The organism is Leifsonia sp. NPDC056665 (assembly GCF_042791795.1).
In the GTDB taxonomy this organism is placed as follows: Bacteria; Actinomycetota; Actinomycetes; order Actinomycetales; family Microbacteriaceae; genus Leifsonia.
The window spans coordinates 24,920-44,125 of the sequence record NZ_JBHTXK010000026.1; the positions used below are offsets into that span (position 1 = coordinate 24,920).

The window sequence follows — 19,206 nt, forward strand, 5'->3', positions numbered from 1 at the left end:
TTCTTCTCTTCTTCCGTGCCCGCGCTCAGAGCGACGCGAGCGATTCCTTGGCTGCGGCGACGGCGTGCTCGGTGGTCATGCCGAACTCGCGGAACAGCGTCTTGTAGTCGGCCGACGCCCCGAAGTGCTCGATCGAGACGCTGCGGCCGTGGTCGCCGACGATCTTGTCCCAGGCGAGGGCCAGGCCGGCCTCGATCGAGACGCGGGCCTTGAGGGCGGCTGGGAGGACCTTCTCCTGGTAGGCGGCGTCCTGCTCGTGGAACCATTCCAGGCAGGGGGCCGAGACGACGCGGGCGTTGATGCCCTCGCCACGGAGGACCTCGCGGGCCTCAATCGCGATCTGGACCTCGGAGCCGGTGGCGATGAACAGCACGTCGGGGGTGCCGCCGGGGGCCTCGGCCAGGATGTACGCGCCCTTGGCGACGTTCGCGGCCGAGGCGAGCGTGTCGCCGGTGGCCTCGCCGTCGCCACGCTCGAACACCGGGATGTTCTGGCGGGTCAGCGCGATGCCGGCCGGGCCGCCGCGGCGCTCCAGGATGGTCTTCCACGCGTAGGCGACCTCGTTGGCGTCGCCCGGGCGGACGACGTCGAGGTGCGGGATGGCGCGGAGGGTCGAGAGCTGCTCGATCGGCTGGTGCGTGGGGCCGTCCTCGCCGAGGGCGACGGAGTCGTGCGTCCAGACGAAGATCGACGGGACCTGCATGAGCGCAGCCAGGCGGATCGCCGGGCGCTGGTAGTCGCTGAAGATCAGGAACGTGCCGCCGAACGGCCGGGTCGGGCCGTGCAGCACGATGCCGTTGAGGATCGCGGCCATCGCGTGCTCGCGGATGCCGAAGTGCAGCACGCGGCCGTACGGGTTGCCCGTCCACTCGTGCGTGGAGTGCACGGTGGGCACGAACGACGCGGCGCCCTCGATGGTGGTGTTGTTCGACTCGGCGAGGTCGGCCGAGCCGCCCCACAGCTCGGGCATGACACCGGCGATGGCGTTGATGACCTCGCCGCTTGCGGCGCGGGTCGAGACGTCCTTGCCGGCCTCGAAGACCGGGAGGGCCTCCTCGAAGCCCGCGGGCACGTCGCCGGAGAGCAGGCGGTCCAGGAGCTCCTTGCGCTCCGGGTTGGCCGCGGCCCAGGCGTCGAAGCCCTTCTGCCACTCGGCGTGCTCCTCGGCGCCGCGCTCGACGGCCGTGCGGGTGTGCTCGATGACGTCCTCCGCGACCTCGAAGGTCTGCTCGGGGTCGAAGCCGAGCACCTCCTTGACCGCGCGCAGCTCGTCGGCGCCCAGGGCGGAGCCGTGGATCTTGCCGGTGTTCTGCTTCTTGGGGGCCGGCCAGCCGATGATCGTCTTGAGGACGATCAGCGACGGCTTGTCGGTGACCTGCTGCGCGTTCACGATGGCCTGGTGAAGCTCCTGCACGTCCTCCTCGTACACGCCGGTCTTCTTCCAGTCGACCACCTGGACGTGCCAGTGGTAGGCCTCGTAGCGCGCCTTGACGTCCTCGGTGAAGGCGATGTTGGTGTCGTCCTCGATCGAGATCTGGTTGGCGTCGTAGATGGCGATCAGGTTGCCGAGCTGCTGGTGGCCGGCGAGGCTCGACGCCTCCGAGCTGATGCCCTCCTCCAGGTCGCCGTCGCTCGCGATCACGTAGACGAAGTGGTCGAACGGGCTCGTGCCCGCCTCCGCCTCCGGGTCGAACAGGCCGCGCTCGAAGCGCTGCGCGTAGGCGAAGCCGACCGAGGAGGAGATGCCCTGGCCGAGCGGGCCGGTGGTGATCTCGACGCCCTTGGTGTGGCGGTACTCCGGGTGGCCGGGGGTGAGCGAACCCCAGGTGCGCAGCGCCTTGAGGTCGTCGAGCTCGAGGCCGTCCCCGGCGAGGTAGAGCTGGATGTACTGGGTGAGCGAGCTGTGGCCCGCAGACAGGATGAAGCGGTCGCGCCCGAGCCAGTGCTCGTCGTGCGGATCGCGGCGCATGACCTTCTGGAACAGCAGGTACGCGGCCGGGGCGAGGCTCATCGCGGTGCCGGGATGCCCGTTGCCCACCTTCTCCACTGCGTCGGCCGCGAGGACGCGGACCGTGTCTACTGCCTTGTTGTCAATGGGATCCCACTGCAGAGCTGCCACGTGAAAACTGACCCTTCCTAGAGGTGGTGAGGGTCGTCGTGAAACCCGCACCGGTTGAGGTAGTGCGCGCCGTGGACGTCATCGGCGCCGGTCACGTCTCCCGTCACAGTCCTACAAAAAGGCTTCGAGGGAAAGGGGGTCCGGCTGGCGAGCATCTCCAAGTATAGGTAACCCGCACGAAACCTGGGGTGTTCCCGCAGGTCCGTGCGCTACCACGCGGCGGCCTGGCGCGGAAGACTGCGGAACTGCACCGGTGTCGTAGACTGGTCGCGGTCTGTAACAATCCGCACAGTCGCCGGGACACCTCGTGAGACCGGCGTCCCGCGGCCGCACGATCCCAGTAGTACGAGGAGCAATGGACGTCGCTGTAGAGAGCCGTGTCGAACCGGCGGCCCGCATCGGTGTCGCGCGCAAGGCCAAGGCGTACCTCGCCCTCACCAAGCCGCGCGTCGTCGAGCTGCTGCTGGTCACGACCGTCCCCACGATGATCCTCGCCGCGCACGGCATCCCGAACCTCTGGCTCGTGCTGGCAACGGTGGTCGGCGGCTACATGTCGGCCGGCTCCGCGGGCGCGTTCAACTGCTACATCGACCGCGACATCGACCGCGTTATGCGCCGCACCAAGCGCCGCCCGCTGGTCACCGGCGAGCTGAGCGACCGTGAGGCCCTCGTCTTCGCCTGGGCGCTCGGCATCGCCTCCGTGCTGGTGCTCGGCTTCTTCACGAACTGGCTGGCGGCTGCGCTCTCGGTCGGCGCCATCCTGCTCTACGTCGTCTTCTACACGCTCATCCTCAAGCGCCGCACCGCCCAGAACATCGTCTGGGGCGGCGTCGCCGGCTGCATGCCCGTGCTCATCGGCTGGGCCGCGGTCACCGGCACGCTCGCCTGGCCGCCGGTCATCCTGTTTGGCATCATCTTCCTCTGGACGCCGCCGCACTACTGGCCGCTGTCGATGAAGTACCGCGAGGACTACAAGGAGGCCGGCGTGCCGATGCTCGCCGTCGTCCGCGGCCGCACGGTGGTGGGCCTCCAGGTCATCCTGTACGCCTGGGCGATGGTCGCATGCTCGCTGCTGCTGATCCCGGTGGCCCACATGGGGCTGCTCTACACCGTCGTCTCGCTCGGCGCCGGCGGATGGTTCCTCTACGAGTCGCACCGGCTCTACAACCTCGCGATCCGCCACGAGCACGTCTCGCCGATGCGCGTGTTCCACGGCTCCATCGCCTACCTGACGCTGATCTTCCTCGCCGTCGCGATCGACCCGCTGCTCTGGTTCTGACGCGCCGCGCCCGCCGATTCGTGCCGAATGTCGCGAATGCGCGCCGCATTCGCGATATTCGTGACGAATGTGCGCCTGGCGATTCGTGCCGAATGTCGTGATTGCGCGCGGGTTTCGCGACATTCGTGCCGAATGTGGGCGGCGCTGCTAGCGTTTCGAGGGTGCAGGCGCTGAGGACGGCGCGGCTCGTTCTGGACAAGCCGCGGGAGGGCGACATCCCCGCCGTCCTGGAGGCGTGCAGCGATCCCGAGCTGCTGCGCTGGGTGCCGCTTCCCGAGCCGTACACGATCGAGAACGCCGAGTTCTTCGTGTGCTCCTACTGCCCGCACGGGCTGGCCAGCGGCCGGTTCACGGTGTGGGCGATCCGGGAGGGCGACACCGCCCCGCTGCTGGGCGCCGTCGAGGTGCGACGCGACGAGGCGGAGGGCGCGGCCTCACTGGGCTGCTGGCTGACCCCGTCGGCGCGGCGCAGGGGAGTGATGACCGAGGCCCTGAGCGCGGTCTGCGCGCACGCGCTCGCCTCGGACGGGCTCGGCTTCGACCGGCTGCACTGGGAGTATCTGCCGGGCAACGAGGCGAGCAGGAGACTGGCCGAGCGTGTCGGCTTCGACTTCTCTCAGGCCGCGCCGCACACGGTGGACTTCCGCGGCGAGCAGCGCGAGGCGCTGACCGGCGTGCTACGCCGCGACGACGTCCGCCGCTGAGCCGGTCTCGACCGGCTGGGGCTGGCGGGCGGCCGTGAGCGACATGACCACCGCGGTCATCACCGCGGCGAGCGTGGCGGCCAGGGTCATGTGGATGCCGACGAGGATCCCGGGCAGGCCGGTGTCGGACTGGATGACCCCCACGGCGATCTGCACGAGCTCAACCCCGAGCAGGAGCAGCGTCAGACGGTGCACGGGCGTGGCGGTGATCCGCCACGCGCCGACCACCAGCACAAGCGTCAGGGCGAAGGTCGCGTACGCAGGGATGGAGTGGACGTGCTCGATGATCTCCGGGTTCAGGCCGGTGCGCGGTGTGTTCGGGTCGCCCGCGTGCGGGCCGGTTCCGGTCGTGACGATCCCGAGGACGATCGTGATTCCCACGACAACGCTCGTGATGTAGGCGGTGACCGCGTACCAGCCGGGGACTGCGCGCACGCGCGGGCCGGGCACGGCGTACACCCGGACGAGGAACACCGTCGTCAGCGCGACGAGCACGATGGAGGTGATGAAGTGCAGGCCTACCACCCACCAGGTGAGCTTGATGAGGACCGTGATCCCGCCCAGGACGGCCTGGAACGGCACGCCGAGGCCCGCGGCGAAGGCGAGCCAGAACAGGTCGCGCCGCGAGCGCAGGAGCTTGGCCACCATCAGGAAGGCGAGGATCGCGAGGATCGCGAGCACGCCGCCGAGCATCCGGTTGCCGAACTCGATGACCCCGTGGATGCCCATCTCCGGCGTGTTCACGATCGAGTCCGCCGTGCACTTCGGCCAGGTCGGGCAGCCGAGCCCGCTCCCCGTGAGCCGCACAGCGCCGCCGGTCGTGACCAGCAAGACCTGGGCCGCGAGGTACAGCCAGGCGACGACCCGGGTGCGTCGATCGACACGGTCGGGCAGCCACGCGATGATGCGCTTCATAGTTCCTGGGTTCCTCAGATCTGATCGATACTCGGCCAACGTGCAGGCGCGCCTCTACTATTACCGCTTCGCACCTGTAGAATTGGTGGGTTCGAGAAACGCGCGTGAAAGTGCGCGTGCCCGCAAGCGTTTCCTCGCCTGCGGCCGGGGCACTGCCGCCCCAGTCCTCGATCAGTCTAGGTACGTGCTGCGCAGGTCGCAGTACAGCCACCCGCACAATCAGGACGCTCCCGGCGCAAGGCAGACGCGCGCCGCGAGGGGAATGAGCCGGACTGATATCCGGTTGAGAGTGGAAAGAAGCAGAGGTAGATATGTCAGACATCCTGATCGACCGACCGGAACTCGCGAGCCTCGGGCAGTACGAGTTCGGCTGGGCGGACTCCGACGCGGCGGGCGCCTCCGCACGTCGCGGGCTCGGACCGGAGGTGGTCAAGGACATCTCCGCTCTCAAGAACGAGCCGGAGTGGATGCTGCAGCGCCGCCTCAAGGCCCTTCAGCTCTTCGAGCGCAAGCCGATGCCGACCTGGGGCGCCGATCTCTCCGAGATCGACTTCGACAACATCAAGTACTTCGTCCGCTCCACCGAGAAGCAGGCCCAGAGCTGGGAGGACCTGCCGGAGGACATCCGCAACACCTACGAGAAGCTCGGCATCCCCGAGGCCGAGCGTCAGCGACTCGTCGCCGGCGTCGCCGCGCAGTACGAGTCCGAGGTCGTCTACCACCAGATCCGCGAGGACCTGGAGCAGCAGGGCGTCATCTTCCTCGACACCGACACCGCGCTGCGCGAGCACCCCGAGATCTTCCAGGAGTACTTCGGCACCGTCATCCCGGCCGGCGACAACAAGTTCGCCGCGCTCAACACGGCCGTCTGGTCCGGCGGCTCGTTCGTGTACGTGCCCAAGGGCGTCCACGTCGAGATCCCGCTGCAGGCCTACTTCCGGATCAACACCGAGAACATGGGCCAGTTCGAGCGCACGCTGATCATCGCCGACGAGGACAGCTACGTGCACTACATCGAGGGCTGCACGGCCCCGATCTACAAGTCCGACTCGCTGCACTCCGCCGTTGTCGAGATCATCGTCAAGAAGAACGCCCGCGTCCGCTACACGACGATCCAGAACTGGTCGAACAACGTCTACAACCTCGTCACCAAGCGCGCAACGGCCGCCGAGGGCGCGACGATGGAGTGGATCGACGGCAACATCGGCTCCAAGGTGACGATGAAGTACCCGTCGATCTACCTGATGGGCGAGCACGCCAAGGGCGAGACGCTGTCCGTGGCCTTCGCGGGCCCGGGCCAGCACCAGGACGCCGGCGCGAAGATGATCCACATGGCGCCGTACACGCAGTCGTCGATCGTCTCCAAGTCGATCGCCCGCGGCGGAGGCCGTGCAGGCTACCGCGGCGAGGTGCGGGTGGACGCCAACGCGCACCACGCCGCCAACACCGTGCGCTGCGACGCGCTGCTGGTCGACACCATCTCGCGCTCCGACACCTACCCGTCGATCGACATCCGGGTGGACGATGTGCAGCTCGGCCACGAGGCCACGGTCTCCCGCGTGAGCGAGGAGCAGCTCTTCTACCTGATGTCCCGGGGGCTCCCGGAGGACGAGGCCATGGCGATGATCGTCCGCGGCTTCATCGAGCCGATCGCTCGCGAGCTCCCGATGGAATACGCACTCGAACTCAACAAGCTCATCGAGATGGGCATGGAAGGCTCTGTCGGCTGATATGACGACCCCCAGTACCCCGACGCAGACCCAGGACACCCCAGCGCCGGCGCCGCGGCACCTGCGCGCGCCCGTGCCGGTCCAGACCCGCTCCGAGCGGTTCACCTCCACCCAGGTCGCCGACTTCCCTGAGGTCACCGGCCGCGAGGTCATGTGGAAGCACACCCCGGTCGCCCGCCTCGCCGAGCTCCTCTCCGGCGAGCTGGACGGGTCGCCGTACGTGTTCGACCTCACTCCGGCCCCCGGCGTGACGGCCGAGTGGATCGCCCGCGACGACGCCCGGGTCGGCGCCGCCGGCATCCCGGAGGACCGCGCCTCGGCGAACGCCTGGACGAACTTCGAGCAGGCGCTGCTCGTGTCGATCTCGGGCGACGACGTCAAGGAGGCCACGCTCACGCGCGCCGCCCTCGGTGGTGGCGCCCGCGCCGCGCACACCGTGGTGGAGGTCGCCCCCGGCGCCCACGCCACGCTCATCCTGCAGAACAGCGGGGCGGCGCACCTGGCCGAGAACGTCGAGTTCCTGCTCGGAGCCGACGCGAACCTCACGGTCGTCTCGGTGCAGGAGTGGGACGACGACGCGCTGCACGTGGCCGCGCACTTCGCCGAGCTGGCCGAGGGCGCGCGCCTCAAGCACGTCGCCGTCACGCTCGGCGGCGGCGTCGTCCGGCTCAACCCGTCGGCGCACCTCGTCGGCGCCCGGTCGGAGGCGACCCTGCTCGGCGCCTACTTCGCCGACGCCTCCCAGCACCTCGAGCAGCAGGTCTTCGTGCACCACGACGGCCCGGAGACCCGCAGCCGCGTCACGTACAAGGGCGCGCTGCAGGGCGAGGGCGCGCGCACGGTGTGGATCGGCGACGTGCTGATCGGTCCGAAGGCCGTCGGCACCGACACCTACGAGCAGAACCGCAACCTCGTGCTCACCGACGGCGCGCGTGCCGACTCGGTGCCGAACCTGGAGATCGAGACCGGCGACATCGTCGGCGCCGGCCACGCCAGCGCCACGGGACGCTTCGACGACGAGCAGCTCTTCTACCTGCAGTCGCGCGGCATCACCGAGGAGGAGGCGCGACGCCTGGTCGTGCGCGGCTTCCTGTTCGAGATCGTCCAGCAGATCGGCTCGCCCGCGCTGCAGGAGCACCTGCAGACGGCCATCGAGGCCGAGCTCACGGTGTCCGTCACGGCGGCGAGCTGATGGCGGGCTCCCGTGTCGCCTCGGCGGCCGAGCTGGTCGAGAACCAGGCCACCCGCGTGGTGGTCGACGGCATCCCGATCGCGGTCGTCAAGGACTCGGCCGGCGCCATCCACGCCATCGGCGACACCTGCACGCACGGCGAGATCTCCCTCGCCGAAGGCTTCATCGAGGGCGAGACGCTGGAGTGCTGGGCGCACGGCTCCCAGTTCTCGCTCGTCACCGGCAAGCCGCTCAACCTCCCGGCCTACGAGCCGGTCCCCGTCTTCCAGGTCGAGGTCATCGACGGAGACGTCTACATCGACCCGACCGTCACGAAAGAGATTCAGTAAGCACATGTCAGTCCTCGAGATCCGCGACCTGCACGTCACCGTCGAGACGGACCAGGGCACCAAGCCCATCCTCAACGGTGTCGACCTGACCATCCGCGAGGGTGAGATCCACGCCATCATGGGCCCCAACGGCTCGGGCAAGTCCACCCTCGCCTACACGATCGCCGGGCACCCGAAGTACACGGTCACCCGCGGCACCATCACGCTCGACGGCGAGGACGTCCTCGCGATGACCGTCGACGCCCGTGCCCGCGCCGGCCTGTTCCTCGCGATGCAGTACCCGGTCGAGATCCCCGGTGTGACCAACACCAACTTCCTCCGCACCGCCAAGACCGCGATCGACGGCCAGGCGCCCGCCATCCGCACCTGGGTGAAGGACGTCCGCGAGACGATGGGCCAGCTCCGCATGGACTCCTCGTTCGCCGAGCGCAACGTCAACGAGGGCTTCTCGGGCGGCGAGAAGAAGCGCAACGAGATCCTGCAGCTCGAACTCCTCAAGCCGAGGTTCGCTGTGCTGGACGAGACCGACTCCGGCCTCGACGTCGACGCGCTCAAGGTCGTGTCGGAGGGCGTGAACCGCGCCAAGGCCAACACCGGCCTCGGCATCATGCTGATCACGCACTACACGCGCATCCTCCGCTACATCAAGCCGGACTTCGTGCACGTCTTCGTCGCCGGCCGTGTGGCAGAGGAGGGCGGCCCCGAGCTCGCCGAGCGCCTGGAGGAGGAGGGCTACGACCGCTTCGTCGACGCCCCCGAGCCCGCCAAGGCCGACGCCGTCGACCTGGCCGAAGCGTAGAATCCCCATATGCCCGCCACGCTGAGCCCCGCGCTCTTCGACCAGGTCGAAGAGGCGCTCAAGGACGTCATGGACCCGGAGCTCGGGATCAACGTCGTCGACCTGGGCCTGATCTACGACCTGGCCTGGGATGACGAGAACAACGCCCTCATCATCTCGATGACCCTCACGAGCGCCGGCTGCCCGCTGACCGACGTGCTCGAGGAGCAGACCGCCGAGAGCCTCGACGGCATCGTGGAGGCCTTCCGCATCAACTGGGTGTGGATGCCGCCGTGGGGTCCCGAGCGGATCACCGACGACGGCCGCGACATGATGCGCGCCCTCGGCTTCGCAATCTAGCGCCGCCACCCTTTCCATCCGTTCCGGAGTTGTGTACGCCACGCCTCGGCGTGTCGCGCGCACGACTCCGGAACGGATCGCTGTTTACCGAACGTTAGGACACCTGCTGTGCTCGCCGTGCACGACCTCGAACTCCGCGTAGGAGCACGCCTGCTGATGGACGATGTCAGCTTCCGTGTGGCCGACGGCGACAAGATCGGGCTCGTGGGCCGCAACGGCGCCGGCAAGACCACCCTCACCAAGGTGCTCGCCGGCGACCTCCTGCCGACCGCCGGCAAGGTCGACCGCTCCGGCGAGCTCGGCTACCTGCCGCAGGACCCGCGCTCGGGCAACCTGGACGACCTCGCGCGCACGCGCATCCTCGACGCCCGCGGCCTCGGCTCGATCGTCCTCGGGATGCAGCAGGCCACGCACGACATGGCGAGCGACGACGCGGAGGTGTCGGCCGCGGCCATGAAGAAGTACGGCCGGCTGGAGGAGAGCTTCCACATGCACGGCGGATACGCCGCCGAGGCGGAGGCGGCCTCCATCGCCTCCAACCTGAACCTGCCCGACCGCATCCTCGACCAGCCGCTGAAGACCCTCTCGGGTGGTCAGCGCCGCCGCATCGAGCTGGCGCGCATCCTGTTCTCCGACGCGCGCACGCTGATCCTGGACGAGCCGACCAACCACCTCGACGCCGACTCCGTCGTGTGGCTGCGGGACTTCCTCAAGAACTACTCCGGCGGCTTCATCGTCATCTCGCACGACGTGGAGCTGGTCGGCGAGACCGTCAATCGCGTCTTCTATCTGGACGCCAACCGCCAGTCCATCGACATCTACAACATGGGCTGGAAGAACTACCAGCGCCAGCGCGCGGCCGACGAGGAGCGCCGCAAGAAGGAGCGCGTCAACGCCGAGAAGAAGGCGTCCGTCCTCCAGCTCCAGGCGGCCAAGTTCGGCGCCAAGGCGACCAAGGCGGCGGCCGCGCACCAGATGGTCGCGCGTGCGGAGAAGCTGCTCGCCGGCCTCGACGAGGTCCGTCAGGTCGATCGCGTGGCCAAGCTGCGCTTCCCGACCCCGGCCGCGTGCGGACGGACGCCGCTGCAGGCGTCCGACCTGTCGAAGAGCTACGGGTCGCTGGAGATCTTCACGGCCGTGGACCTCGCGATCGACCGCGGCTCGAAAGTGGTCGTGCTCGGCCTCAACGGCGCGGGCAAGACCACGCTGCTGCGGATGCTCGCGGGCGTCGACCGGCCGGACACCGGCCAGGTGGAGCCCGGCCACGGCCTCCGCGTCGGCTACTACGCGCAGGAGCACGAGACGATCGACGTCGAGCGCTCCGTGCTGCAGAACATGGTGTCGTCCTCGCCGTCGTTGACGGAGACCGAGGCCCGCAAGGTGCTCGGCTCGTTCCTGTTCACCGGCGACGACGCGCACAAGCCGGCCGGCGTGCTCTCCGGCGGCGAGAAGACCCGGCTCGCGCTCGCGATGATCGTGGTCTCCGGCGCGAACGTGCTGCTGCTGGACGAGCCGACCAACAACCTCGACCCGGCCAGCCGCGAGGAGATCCTCGACGCGCTCGCGCACTACGAGGGCGCCGTCGTGCTGGTCAGCCACGACGAGGGCGCCGTGGAGGCCCTGAACCCCGAGCGCGTCCTCATCCTCCCCGACGGCGTCGAGGACCACTGGAACCGCGACTACCTGGACCTGATCTCCCTGGCATAGCCCGGAGGTCAGCGGGCGTCGAGCAGCTCGTCCTCCACGTCTGAGTCGGTTCGGCGGAGGGCCCGGCGGCGGGCGCGCTCGGCGGCGCGGGCCTGCTCGGCCGGGTCGTGCTCGTTGCGCTTGCGGTACTCGGTGCGGAGGGCGTAGCCCAGACCGAAGAAGCCGATCAGGGCGAAGATGATCCACTGGATCATGTACGACCAGTGCAGTCCCTCGTCCTGCGTCGGCGGGTCGGTGACCGTCGGCGTCGGCGCGCTGGCAGGGTTCGGCTTCTGCGACGCCAGCAGCCCGTACGCGCCGGTGTAGACGTCGGCGCCGTCGAGCTTCTGCTTGACGACCGAGAGCTGGATGGTGCCGACCTGCATCCCGACGCCGGTGCGGCCCTGGATGGCCGGCTCGCTGGCCTTCAGCCGCGCGATGACGGTCACGGTGCCGGACGGCGCGGCGGGCACATGGTCGGGGGAGTTGGAGTTGTTGCCGGTGGGTACCCAGCCGCGGTCCACGATGAACAGCGAGCCGTCCGCGGTGCGCAGCGGCGTCAGCACCTCGAACCCCGGGCTGCCATTGAACGGGCGGTTGCGCGCCAGGATCTCCTTGTCCTTCTCGTAGGTGCCCGTCACGGTGACGCGCGTCCACTCCTGCGCGGGGGAGTAGGCGGTGAGCGACGGCAGCTCCTGGTCGAGCGGCACGGGGTGCGAGTAGAAGTTGGCGGAGATGAGCGCGTTGGCGGCCGCGGCCTCCTTGCTGCGCGCGAGCTGCCAGTTGGAGAGGAAGCCGCAGGCGATGGCGAAGACGATGGCGAACGCCAGGTAGCCGAACCAGCGGCGGGAGAACGCGAAGCCCCACCCGACCGGCTTCTGCTCGGGCTTCGACGGCTCGGCGGTCACGCGCTGGTCCTCTCGACGGGCACGACGGCGACCGGGAACCCCCGCGCCGCCAGGAACTCGCGCAGGTAGTCCACGTGCTCGCCGCAGGCCAGCCACACCTTCACACGGTCGGCGGTGTGGATGCGCGGGTTGCGCCACTCGATCCGCCAGGACGCGGTCTCACGGCAGCCGGCACGGGAGCAGGTGAGCCGCTCGGGTTCGCCCAGTCCGATCACTCGTCCTCCTCGTGCGCGTTCGCACCATGCGCATCCGCACCATGCGCATCCGCACCATGCTCATCCGCGTTCGGTTCTTCGGGCTTCTCGCCCGACTCCGGCCGGCCTCCTGGCGGAGGGGCCATCGGCAGGATATTGCCCGGACGCTGTGCTTCCGCTTCATGCGGCTCCGCGCCGACGTTGGCGATCACCACCGCGATGTACGGCAGGAACACCGCGCCGATCAGCGGGATCGCACCCCAAGGCCAGCCGAGGAAGATCGCGACGAAGAGGCAGACGATGCGGACCCCCATGGCGACGGAGTACTTGATCATCCGCCGCTTGCGCTCTTCGTCCGGCGAGAGCGGGAGATTGGTGATGGACGGGCGTGGCTGCTTCATGTGCGTTGACTCCAGAGTACGTCCATAAACTGGTACCGGTCCGCCACGGACCGAATCGATTGAAGGGATCGTCTGCATGACCACGCCACGCACTGTGCTCGTCACCGGAGGGAACCGGGGGATCGGCTACGCGATCGCCGAGGAGTTCCTCGCTCAGGGGCACCGGGTGGCGGTGACGGCGCGTTCGGGCGAGGGCCCGGCCGGCGCGCTCACGGTGCGCGCCGACGTCACCGACGCGGCCTCCGTCGACGCCGCCTTCACCCAGGTGGAGGCCGAGCTCGGCCCCGTCGAGGTCGTCGTGGCGAACGCCGGCATCACCAAGGACACCCTGCTCATGCGTATGAGCGACGAGGAGTTCGACTCGGTCGTGGAGACCAACCTGGGTGGCGCCTTCCGCGTCGTCAAGCGCGCCTCCAAGGGGATGCTGAAGGCGCGCTGGGGCCGCATCGTGCTCATCTCGAGCGTCGTGGGCCTGTACGGTTCCGCAGGCCAGGTCAACTACGCCGCCAGCAAGGCCGGCCTGGTCGGGATGGCGCGTTCGATCACGCGCGAGCTCGGCGCCCGCGGCATCACGGCCAACGTGGTCGCCCCCGGCTTCATCGAGACCGACATGACCGCCGCCCTCCCCGAGGCTCAGCAGGCCGAGTACAAGCGCAACATCCCGGCCGGGCGCTTCGCCTCGCCGAACGAGGTGGCGCGCGTGGTGGCCTGGGTCGCCGGGGACGACGCCGGCTATGTGTCCGGCGCCGTCATCCCGGTCGACGGCGGCCTCGGGATGGGGCACTAGCGTCCGCCGAGGGGCACGTCGTTGTCACTTCCGGGCCCCGAAAGTGACAACGACGTGCCCCTCGCGCGTGGTGACACGGGTCAGCCGCGCAGGCCGAGGAGGGGGAGGATCTGGGCGAGGTCCTGGCGGTCGATCACGAGGTCGGCCTCCTCGCGCACGCGCGGCTTGGCGTTGAACGCCACCGCGAGGCCGGCCTCCGCCATCATGCGCAGGTCGTTGGCGCCGTCGCCGATCGCGACGGTCTGACGCAGGTGCACGCCGGACTCCGCAGCCCAGAACAGCAGGGCCTGCGCCTTCGCCGCGGCGTCGACGACGGGGCCGTCCACCTCGCCGGTGAGCAGCCCGTCGGCGACGGCGAGCCGGTTCGCCCGCCAGTGGTCGAGGCCGAGTCGCTCGCCGAGCGGGTCGAGCAGTTCGTGGAAGCCGCCGGAGACCACGCCGACCTCGCCGCCCGCGGCTTGCACCCCGGCGATGAGCTCCGGCACGCCGTCGGTGACGCGGATGCGCTCCCCGACGCGCTCGAAGACCGAGACAGGGAGGCCCTCCAGCGTCCGGACCCGCTCGCGCAGGCTCTCCTCGAAGTCGAGCTCTCCGCGCATGGCGCGCTCGGTGATCTCCGCGACCTCGGTGCGCGAGCCGGCCTCCTCGGCGAGCAGCTCGATCACCTCGTCATGGATCAGGGTGGAGTCGGCGTCGAGGACGACGAGGAAGCGGGCGCCACGCTCGGAGGGGCGGGTGCCGTCGTGTGGATGACCGTGCGTCATGGGACGACGTGCACTCCCTTGCCGACGACGGTGATGCCGGACTCGGTGACCGTGAAGCCGCGCGCGCGGTCGCGCTCCGGGTCGACGCCGATGCGCGCGCCCTCCGCCACGACCACGTCCTTGTCGAGGATGGCCCGGCCGACGAACGCGTTCGGCTCGATCAGGGCGCGGTCGAACACGACGGAGTCGATCACCTTGGCGCCGGAGGCGACCACGGCCCACGGGCCGAGCACGCTGCGCTCCAGGTGCGCCCCGGAGATGACAGAGCCCAGCGAGACGATCGAGTCGATCGTGGTGCCGAGCGCGCCGCGGCCGTCGCGGACGACCTTCGCCGGCGGCGAGTTGAGCACCTGGCTGAAGATCGGCCACTCCCGGTTGTAGAGGTTGAACACCGGCAGCGCCGAGATGAGGTCCTGGTGGGCCTCGAAGAACGAGTCGATCGTCCCCACGTCGCGCCAGTAGTAGCGGTCGCGGTCGGTCGAACCCGGCACGTCGTTGTTGTTGAAGTCGTAGACGGCGGCTTCGTTGCGCGACACGAAGTCCGGGATGATGTCCCCGCCCATGTCGTGGTTGGAGTCGGGGCGGTCGCCGTCGCGGATCACCGCGTCGATGAGCGCATCGGCGTCGAAGACGTAGTTGCCCATCGAGGCGAGCACCTCGTGGGGGGAGTCCGGCAGGCCTACCGGGTCCTTGGGCTTCTCGCGGAACGCCGCGATCCGGTCCGGCTTGGCCGCGTCCACCTCGATCACGCCGAACTGGTCGGCGAGCGCGATCGGCTGGCGGATCGCCGCGACGGTCGCGGGAGCGCCCGAGTCGATGTGCGCCTGCAGCATCTGGTTGAAGTCCATGCGGTAGACGTGGGGGGCGCCGACCACGACCACGATGTCCGGCCGCTCGTCGCGCAGCAGGTTCAGGCTCTGCAGGATGGCGTCGGCCGACCCGCTGAACCAGCGCTTGCCGAGCCGCTGCTGGGCCGGCACGGACGCGATGTACGAGTTGAGCATCCCGTCCAGGCGCCAGGTCTGCGACACGTGCCGGTCGAGGCTGTGCGACTTGTACTGCGTCAGCACGACGATCTGGCGGAGCTGGGAGTTGATCAGGTTGGACAGCGCGAAGTCGATGAGCCGGTATTGTCCGCCGAACGGCACCGCGGGCTTGGCGCGGTCGGCGGTCAACGGCATCAGCCGTTTCCCTTCGCCGCCTGCGAGCACGATGCCGAAGATCTTCTTGCCTGCTGCCATAGGCACCACAGTAGAGGCAACCGGGGGGCTGTACTAGCGTTCAGGTCATGCGCGTTGATCTTCTGACCAAGGAGTACCCGCCGGACATCTACGGCGGCGCCGGAGTGCACGTGACCGAGCTGGTCCGCGCGCTGAGGACCGATACGGAGGTCCGCGTGCGCTGCTTCGGCGAGCCGCGGGACGAGGCGGACACGTTCGCGTACCGCGTCCCTGCCGAGCTCGCGGCGGCCAACGGATCGATCACCACGCTCGGCGTCGACCTCCAGATGGCGCAGGACTGCGGGGGAGCGGACGTCGTCCACTCGCACACCTGGTACGCGAACGCGGGCGGCCATCTGGCCAAGCTGCTGCACGGCGTCCCGCACGTCGTCACGGCGCACAGCCTGGAGCCGCTGCGGCCGTGGAAGGCCGAGCAGCTCGGCGGCGGCTACCGGGTGTCGAGCTGGATCGAGAAGACCGCGTTCGAGGCCGCGGACATGGTCATCGCGGTGAGCGACGGCATGCGCCGGGACATCCTCGCCTCGTACCCGGCGCTGGACCCGCAGAAGGTCACCGTCGTCTACAACGGCATCGACCTGGAGCGCTGGACCCCGCTGCACGACGCCGACAAGGCGCGGGCGCTCGGCATCGACCCGGACCGTCCTGCCGTCATCTTCGTGGGGCGGATCACCCGGCAGAAGGGCCTCCCGTATCTGCTTCGCGCCGCCAGGATGCTGCCGCCGGAGGTGCAGGTCATCCTGTGCGCCGGCGCGCCGGACACCCCCGAGATCCTCGCCGAGGTGACCGGGCTGGTGGAGGGGCTGCAGGCCGAGCGCGACGGCGTCGTCTGGATCGACCGGCTGCTCCCGAACGACGAGCTGCGCGCGGCGCTCACGGCCTCTACCGTCTTCGTCTGCCCTTCGATCTACGAGCCGCTCGGGATCGTGAACCTGGAGGCGATGGCGTGCGGTCTGCCGGTCGTCGGCACGGCCACCGGAGGCATCCCCGAGGTCATCGTCGACGGAGTGACGGGCCGGCTGGTGCCGATCCAGCAGCTCCAGGACGGCACGGGGACGCCGACCGACCCCGAGGCGTTCGTGCGCGACCTCGCGGCGGCGCTGACCGAGGTCGCCGCCGACCCCGAGCGCGCGGCCAGGATGGGCGCAGCGGGCCGCGCGCGCGCCGAGAGCGAGTTCAGCTGGACGGCGATCGCCGAGCAGACCCGCGCCGTCTACCGGTCCGTGACCTCCGCCTGACGCCGGTAGGCTAGAGCGCATGGCAGGCAGTGTTCTCCGTCTTCACGACGTGTCCGTAGTCCGGGACGGCAACCCCGTCCTCCAGAACGTCGACTGGACGGTGGAGCCGGACGAGCGGTGGGTCATCCTCGGCCCGAACGGCGCGGGCAAGACCACGATGCTGCAGGTCGCCGCCGCGGCCATCCACCCGTCGTCGGGGGAGGCCGTCGTGCTCGGCGAGACCGTCGGCCACAGCGACCTGTCCGAGCTGCGCCCGCTGCTCGGCTTCGCCTCCACCGCGCTGGCCCGGCGCATCCCGCGCACCGAGCGCGTGCTCGACGTGGTCATGACCGCGGCCTACGCCGTGACCGGCCGCTGGAACGAGCTGTACGAGGACATCGACGAGCGCCGCGCCCGCCGCGTGCTCTCCGAGTGGCACCTCGACCACCTCGCCGAGCGCACGTTCGGCAGCCTGAGCGACGGCGAGCAGAAGCGCGTCCAGATCGCCCGCTCGGTGATGACCGACCCGGAGATCCTGCTGCTCGACGAGCCCGCTGCGAGCCTCGACCTCGGCGGTCGCGAGGAGCTCGTGCAGCTCCTCGGCGGGTACGCGAGCGACCCGAAGTCCCCGGCCATCGTGATGGTCACCCACCACGTCGAGGAGATCCCGCTCGCCTTCAACCGCGCGCTGCTCCTGAAGGACGGCCGCGTCACCGCCGCCGGCCCGATCGCCGAGGTACTGACGAGCGAGTCGCTCAGCGAGACCTTCGGCGTCGACGTGGAGCTCACCGAGACCGAGGGCCGCTTCACCGCCCGGGCGCGTCAGGCAACGCGCGACTGAGGTATCTGCTAAACTCGATAGCTGGTTCCCCGCACGATCCGCCGTCCTGGTGGCTCTGACTGGTGCGAACCGAAAAGCTTCTCGTCCCCGCGCTTTCGCGCGCGGACACGACCGACCGAACACTACGCAACAAGGAAGTCCTCATGAAGACTGGCATCCACCCCGACTACGCCCCCGTGGTTTTCCGCGACCTGGCCTCGGGTGCGACCTTCCTGACCCGCTCCACCGTGAGCAGCGACAAGACCATCGAGTGGGAGGACGGCAACACCTACCCGGTCATCGACGTCGAGATCTCGTCGGAGTCGCACCCGTTCTACACGGGCAAGCAGCGCATCCTCGACTCGGCCGGCCGCGTCGAGAAGTTCAACACGCGCTACAAGAACTTCGGCAAGTAAGCCGCAACGCGAACGACCCCGCCCTCCGGGCGTCGTTTGCGTTGCCGCTGCCTTCATTCGTGCCGAATGTCGACTTTGGCGGCGCCAAACGCGACATTCGTGCCGAATGTGAGCGCGACGCGTCAGTAGTTCCGGTAGCCGTGCGAGGCCGCGATGCCGAGGCCGATCAGCACCAGGATGGAGACGAGGATGCCGATCGCCACCTCCACGAAGCCGATGATGACGGCCGCGAGGGCGAGGCCGCGGCCCTGCTCGCCCGTGCGCTTGATCTGGGAGAGGGCGACGAAGCCCAGGATGATGCCCACGATGCTCACGAAGAACGCGAGGATGAAGGCCACGATCGACATGGTGTTGTACCCGGGCTGCGCCGGCGGCTGGTAGGCGCCGTACTGCGGCTGCTGCGGCTGCTGCGGCGGGAGGGGCTGCGGATTCTGGTCGGAGTCACTCATGTCTCAGACAGTAGCGACCCGATGGGATACCCGGCCAGTCCCCAGCCTGCGGGGTGCGACCCGGTCAGGCCCGCCAGGCGTGCACCGGCCACGCGCCCGACGCCGTGAACTCCGGGTCGCGGACGCGCCGCATGTACTCCTGGAAGTCGGCGGCCTGCTCGCGGCACCAGTCCACCTGCTTGCTGTGCAGCTCCAGAGCGCCGACCGCGAGCTCCTCGACGTGCCGCTGGGCGAGCGCCTGGGCGAGCCGACCGGCGGCGATCGCGTCGGCGGCGGCGTCGTGCGCGGCCAGGAGTTCGACGCCGTAGTGCGTCGCCGTGACGGTGAGCGTGCGCTTGCCCGGCCGGAAGCGGTCGACGGCGCGGTCGATCACGAGCGGGTCGATGACGGGGCCGGGGGAGTCCAGCGGCTCGATGCCGTGGCGGCGGGCCTCCCGGTCGAGCAGGGTGAAGTCGTAGGGGGCGTTGTACGCCACGACCGGGATGCCGCGGTCGAACAGGCGCCGGAGCTGGTCGACGATCGCCTCGACTCCCGCCCCGGCGTCCATGCCCTTCTCGCGGGCGAGCTCGGTGGTGATGCCGTGCACCGCCGTGGCCTCGGCCGGGATCTCGACGTCGGGGTCCAGCAGCCAGTAGCGGCCGTGCTTCACCTCGCCGTTCTCGCCGAGCAGCCCGACGTGGGCGGTGACGATGCGCGCGGTCTCGACATCCACACCCGTGGTCTCCAGATCGAAGACGCCGAGTTGGTGATGCCAGTTGCTCATGCAGCCAGCGTAGGAAGGACCTCCGACTCGGCCGCGCAATCCCTCCGGCGTGCCGCGATCCCAACAATCCATCCGTCGAGGGGCACGTAAACGCCCCTAAAAGTGTGTTTTAGGGGCGGTTTAGTGCCCCACGACGGGGTGGAGGGGCGGGGTTGGT

Annotated in this window: 21 protein-coding genes; 12 read left to right on the forward strand and 9 right to left on the reverse strand. The window is 69.4% G+C overall.

Going from position 1 to position 19,206, the window contains the following annotated elements:
• Window positions 1-25: 25 nt before the first annotated feature.
• Window positions 26-2,119, reverse strand: a complete 2,094-nt coding sequence (gene tkt, locus ACFQ9V_RS18100) for a transketolase (protein ID WP_382460510.1) — start codon at window positions 2,117-2,119, stop codon at window positions 26-28.
• Window positions 2,120-2,474: 355 nt separating this feature from the next.
• Here tkt and ACFQ9V_RS18105 point away from each other — a divergent pair, with 355 nt between their 5' ends.
• Both ACFQ9V_RS18105 and ACFQ9V_RS18110 read left to right on the forward strand, forming a co-directional pair.
• Window positions 2,475-3,398 (forward strand): heme o synthase, encoded by a 924-nt coding sequence (locus ACFQ9V_RS18105; RefSeq protein ID WP_382460511.1) that lies wholly within the window; start codon window positions 2,475-2,477, stop codon window positions 3,396-3,398.
• Window positions 3,399-3,559: 161 nt separating this feature from the next.
• Window positions 3,560-4,102 carry a GNAT family N-acetyltransferase gene (locus ACFQ9V_RS18110; protein ID WP_382460512.1) on the forward strand — a complete coding sequence of 181 codons (543 nt, stop codon included), beginning with the start codon at window positions 3,560-3,562 and terminating at the stop codon, window positions 4,100-4,102.
• Here the strand turns inward: ACFQ9V_RS18110 and ACFQ9V_RS18115 are convergent.
• A complete protein-coding gene (locus ACFQ9V_RS18115; RefSeq protein WP_382460513.1) occupies window positions 4,076-5,017 on the reverse strand; it encodes a heme A synthase in 942 nt (313 codons plus the stop codon). The genes ACFQ9V_RS18110 and ACFQ9V_RS18115 overlap by 27 nt on opposite strands.
• Window positions 5,018-5,328: 311 nt before the next feature.
• Between ACFQ9V_RS18115 and sufB the strand changes: the two genes are divergently transcribed.
• The 6 genes from sufB to abc-f all read left to right on the forward strand — a co-directional run bounded on the left by sufB (window position 5,329) and on the right by abc-f (window position 11,113).
• Window positions 5,329-6,747 (forward strand): Fe-S cluster assembly protein SufB, encoded by a 1,419-nt coding sequence (gene sufB / locus ACFQ9V_RS18120; RefSeq protein ID WP_382460514.1) that lies wholly within the window; start codon window positions 5,329-5,331, stop codon window positions 6,745-6,747.
• A 1-nt stretch (window position 6,748) separates the two neighbouring features.
• Window positions 6,749-7,939 (forward strand): Fe-S cluster assembly protein SufD, encoded by a 1,191-nt coding sequence (gene sufD / locus ACFQ9V_RS18125; RefSeq protein ID WP_382460515.1) that lies wholly within the window; start codon window positions 6,749-6,751, stop codon window positions 7,937-7,939.
• The gene (locus tag ACFQ9V_RS18130; protein ID WP_382460516.1) at window positions 7,939-8,268 is read left to right on the forward strand and encodes a non-heme iron oxygenase ferredoxin subunit; all 330 of its coding nucleotides are present in this window, start codon (window positions 7,939-7,941) and stop codon (window positions 8,266-8,268) included. Before sufD ends, ACFQ9V_RS18130 begins: the two co-directional genes overlap by 1 nt.
• A gap of 4 nt (window positions 8,269-8,272) precedes the next feature.
• On the forward strand, window positions 8,273-9,067 hold the full coding sequence (gene sufC, locus ACFQ9V_RS18135) for a Fe-S cluster assembly ATPase SufC (RefSeq protein WP_382460517.1): 795 nt from the start codon (window positions 8,273-8,275) through the stop codon (window positions 9,065-9,067).
• Window positions 9,068-9,076: 9 nt separating this feature from the next.
• Window positions 9,077-9,406, forward strand: a complete 330-nt coding sequence (locus ACFQ9V_RS18140; protein ID WP_374010495.1) for a metal-sulfur cluster assembly factor — start codon at window positions 9,077-9,079, stop codon at window positions 9,404-9,406.
• 108 nt (window positions 9,407-9,514) lie between these two features.
• Window positions 9,515-11,113, forward strand: coding sequence for a ribosomal protection-like ABC-F family protein (gene abc-f, locus ACFQ9V_RS18145; protein ID WP_382460518.1), 1,599 nt, complete (start codon window positions 9,515-9,517; stop codon window positions 11,111-11,113).
• An 8-nt stretch (window positions 11,114-11,121) separates the two neighbouring features.
• Here abc-f and ACFQ9V_RS18150 read toward each other — a convergent pair whose 3' ends face one another.
• The 3 genes from ACFQ9V_RS18150 to ACFQ9V_RS18160 are packed head-to-tail and all read right to left on the reverse strand — an operon-like array spanning window position 11,122 to window position 12,595.
• Window positions 11,122-12,000 (reverse strand): SURF1 family protein, encoded by an 879-nt coding sequence (locus ACFQ9V_RS18150; RefSeq protein ID WP_382460519.1) that lies wholly within the window; start codon window positions 11,998-12,000, stop codon window positions 11,122-11,124.
• The gene (locus ACFQ9V_RS18155) at window positions 11,997-12,215 is read right to left on the reverse strand and encodes a hypothetical protein (protein ID WP_382460520.1); all 219 of its coding nucleotides are present in this window, start codon (window positions 12,213-12,215) and stop codon (window positions 11,997-11,999) included. The genes ACFQ9V_RS18150 and ACFQ9V_RS18155 overlap by 4 nt, the downstream gene beginning before the upstream one ends.
• Window positions 12,212-12,595 (reverse strand): DUF3099 domain-containing protein, encoded by a 384-nt coding sequence (locus ACFQ9V_RS18160; protein ID WP_382460521.1) that lies wholly within the window; start codon window positions 12,593-12,595, stop codon window positions 12,212-12,214. Before ACFQ9V_RS18160 ends, ACFQ9V_RS18155 begins: the two co-directional genes overlap by 4 nt.
• Window positions 12,596-12,671: 76 nt before the next feature.
• On the opposite strand from ACFQ9V_RS18160, the gene fabG reads away from it, so the two are divergent.
• Window positions 12,672-13,382, forward strand: a complete 711-nt coding sequence (gene fabG, locus ACFQ9V_RS18165) for a 3-oxoacyl-ACP reductase FabG (RefSeq protein WP_382460522.1) — start codon at window positions 12,672-12,674, stop codon at window positions 13,380-13,382.
• An 80-nt stretch (window positions 13,383-13,462) separates the two neighbouring features.
• Here the strand turns inward: fabG and serB are convergent, their stop codons facing one another.
• Together serB and ACFQ9V_RS18175 are read right to left on the reverse strand one after the other, a co-directional pair.
• A complete protein-coding gene (gene serB / locus ACFQ9V_RS18170) occupies window positions 13,463-14,146 on the reverse strand; it encodes a phosphoserine phosphatase SerB (protein WP_382460523.1) in 684 nt (227 codons plus the stop codon).
• The gene (locus ACFQ9V_RS18175) at window positions 14,143-15,387 is read right to left on the reverse strand and encodes a glucose-1-phosphate adenylyltransferase (protein ID WP_382460524.1); all 1,245 of its coding nucleotides are present in this window, start codon (window positions 15,385-15,387) and stop codon (window positions 14,143-14,145) included. Before ACFQ9V_RS18175 ends, serB begins: the two co-directional genes overlap by 4 nt.
• Before the next feature lie 47 nt (window positions 15,388-15,434).
• Between ACFQ9V_RS18175 and glgA the strand changes: the two genes are divergently transcribed.
• The 3 genes from glgA (at window position 15,435) to ACFQ9V_RS18190 (ending at window position 17,837) form a co-directional block, all read left to right on the forward strand.
• On the forward strand, window positions 15,435-16,622 hold the full coding sequence (gene glgA, locus ACFQ9V_RS18180) for a glycogen synthase (protein ID WP_382460525.1): 1,188 nt from the start codon (window positions 15,435-15,437) through the stop codon (window positions 16,620-16,622).
• Between the two features lie 19 nt (window positions 16,623-16,641).
• Entirely contained in the window at window positions 16,642-17,442 is an 801-nt protein-coding gene (locus ACFQ9V_RS18185) for an ABC transporter ATP-binding protein (RefSeq protein ID WP_382460526.1), read from the forward strand.
• 143 nt (window positions 17,443-17,585) lie between these two features.
• Window positions 17,586-17,837, forward strand: a complete 252-nt coding sequence (locus ACFQ9V_RS18190; RefSeq protein ID WP_090038270.1) for a type B 50S ribosomal protein L31 — start codon at window positions 17,586-17,588, stop codon at window positions 17,835-17,837.
• Window positions 17,838-17,959: 122 nt separating this feature from the next.
• Here the strand turns inward: ACFQ9V_RS18190 and ACFQ9V_RS18195 are convergent, their stop codons facing one another.
• Together ACFQ9V_RS18195 and ACFQ9V_RS18200 are read right to left on the reverse strand one after the other, a co-directional pair.
• Window positions 17,960-18,286 (reverse strand): DUF4190 domain-containing protein, encoded by a 327-nt coding sequence (locus tag ACFQ9V_RS18195; RefSeq protein ID WP_370053574.1) that lies wholly within the window; start codon window positions 18,284-18,286, stop codon window positions 17,960-17,962.
• 64 nt (window positions 18,287-18,350) lie between these two features.
• Window positions 18,351-19,049 (reverse strand): 3'-5' exonuclease, encoded by a 699-nt coding sequence (locus tag ACFQ9V_RS18200; RefSeq protein ID WP_382460527.1) that lies wholly within the window; start codon window positions 19,047-19,049, stop codon window positions 18,351-18,353.
• Between the last annotated feature and the right edge of the window lie 157 nt (window positions 19,050-19,206).

Coding starts and splice junctions, on each gene's coding strand:
- ACFQ9V_RS18105 (WP_382460511.1), top strand. CDS start 2,475: ATGGACGTCGCTGTAGAGAGCCGTGTCGAACCGGCGGCCCGCATCGGT.
- ACFQ9V_RS18115 (WP_382460513.1), bottom strand. CDS start 5,017: ATGAAGCGCATCATCGCGTGGCTGCCCGACCGTGTCGATCGACGCACC.
- sufB (WP_382460514.1), top strand. CDS start 5,329: ATGTCAGACATCCTGATCGACCGACCGGAACTCGCGAGCCTCGGGCAG.
- sufD (WP_382460515.1), top strand. CDS start 6,749: ATGACGACCCCCAGTACCCCGACGCAGACCCAGGACACCCCAGCGCCG.
- ACFQ9V_RS18130 (WP_382460516.1), top strand. CDS start 7,939: ATGGCGGGCTCCCGTGTCGCCTCGGCGGCCGAGCTGGTCGAGAACCAG.
- sufC (WP_382460517.1), top strand. CDS start 8,273: ATGTCAGTCCTCGAGATCCGCGACCTGCACGTCACCGTCGAGACGGAC.
- ACFQ9V_RS18140 (WP_374010495.1), top strand. CDS start 9,077: ATGCCCGCCACGCTGAGCCCCGCGCTCTTCGACCAGGTCGAAGAGGCG.
- ACFQ9V_RS18160 (WP_382460521.1), bottom strand. CDS start 12,595: ATGAAGCAGCCACGCCCGTCCATCACCAATCTCCCGCTCTCGCCGGAC.
- fabG (WP_382460522.1), top strand. CDS start 12,672: ATGACCACGCCACGCACTGTGCTCGTCACCGGAGGGAACCGGGGGATC.
- serB (WP_382460523.1), bottom strand. CDS start 14,146: ATGACGCACGGTCATCCACACGACGGCACCCGCCCCTCCGAGCGTGGC.
- ACFQ9V_RS18175 (WP_382460524.1), bottom strand. CDS start 15,387: ATGGCAGCAGGCAAGAAGATCTTCGGCATCGTGCTCGCAGGCGGCGAA.
- glgA (WP_382460525.1), top strand. CDS start 15,435: ATGCGCGTTGATCTTCTGACCAAGGAGTACCCGCCGGACATCTACGGC.
- ACFQ9V_RS18185 (WP_382460526.1), top strand. CDS start 16,642: ATGGCAGGCAGTGTTCTCCGTCTTCACGACGTGTCCGTAGTCCGGGAC.
- ACFQ9V_RS18190 (WP_090038270.1), top strand. CDS start 17,586: ATGAAGACTGGCATCCACCCCGACTACGCCCCCGTGGTTTTCCGCGAC.
- ACFQ9V_RS18195 (WP_370053574.1), bottom strand. CDS start 18,286: ATGAGTGACTCCGACCAGAATCCGCAGCCCCTCCCGCCGCAGCAGCCG.
- ACFQ9V_RS18200 (WP_382460527.1), bottom strand. CDS start 19,049: ATGAGCAACTGGCATCACCAACTCGGCGTCTTCGATCTGGAGACCACG.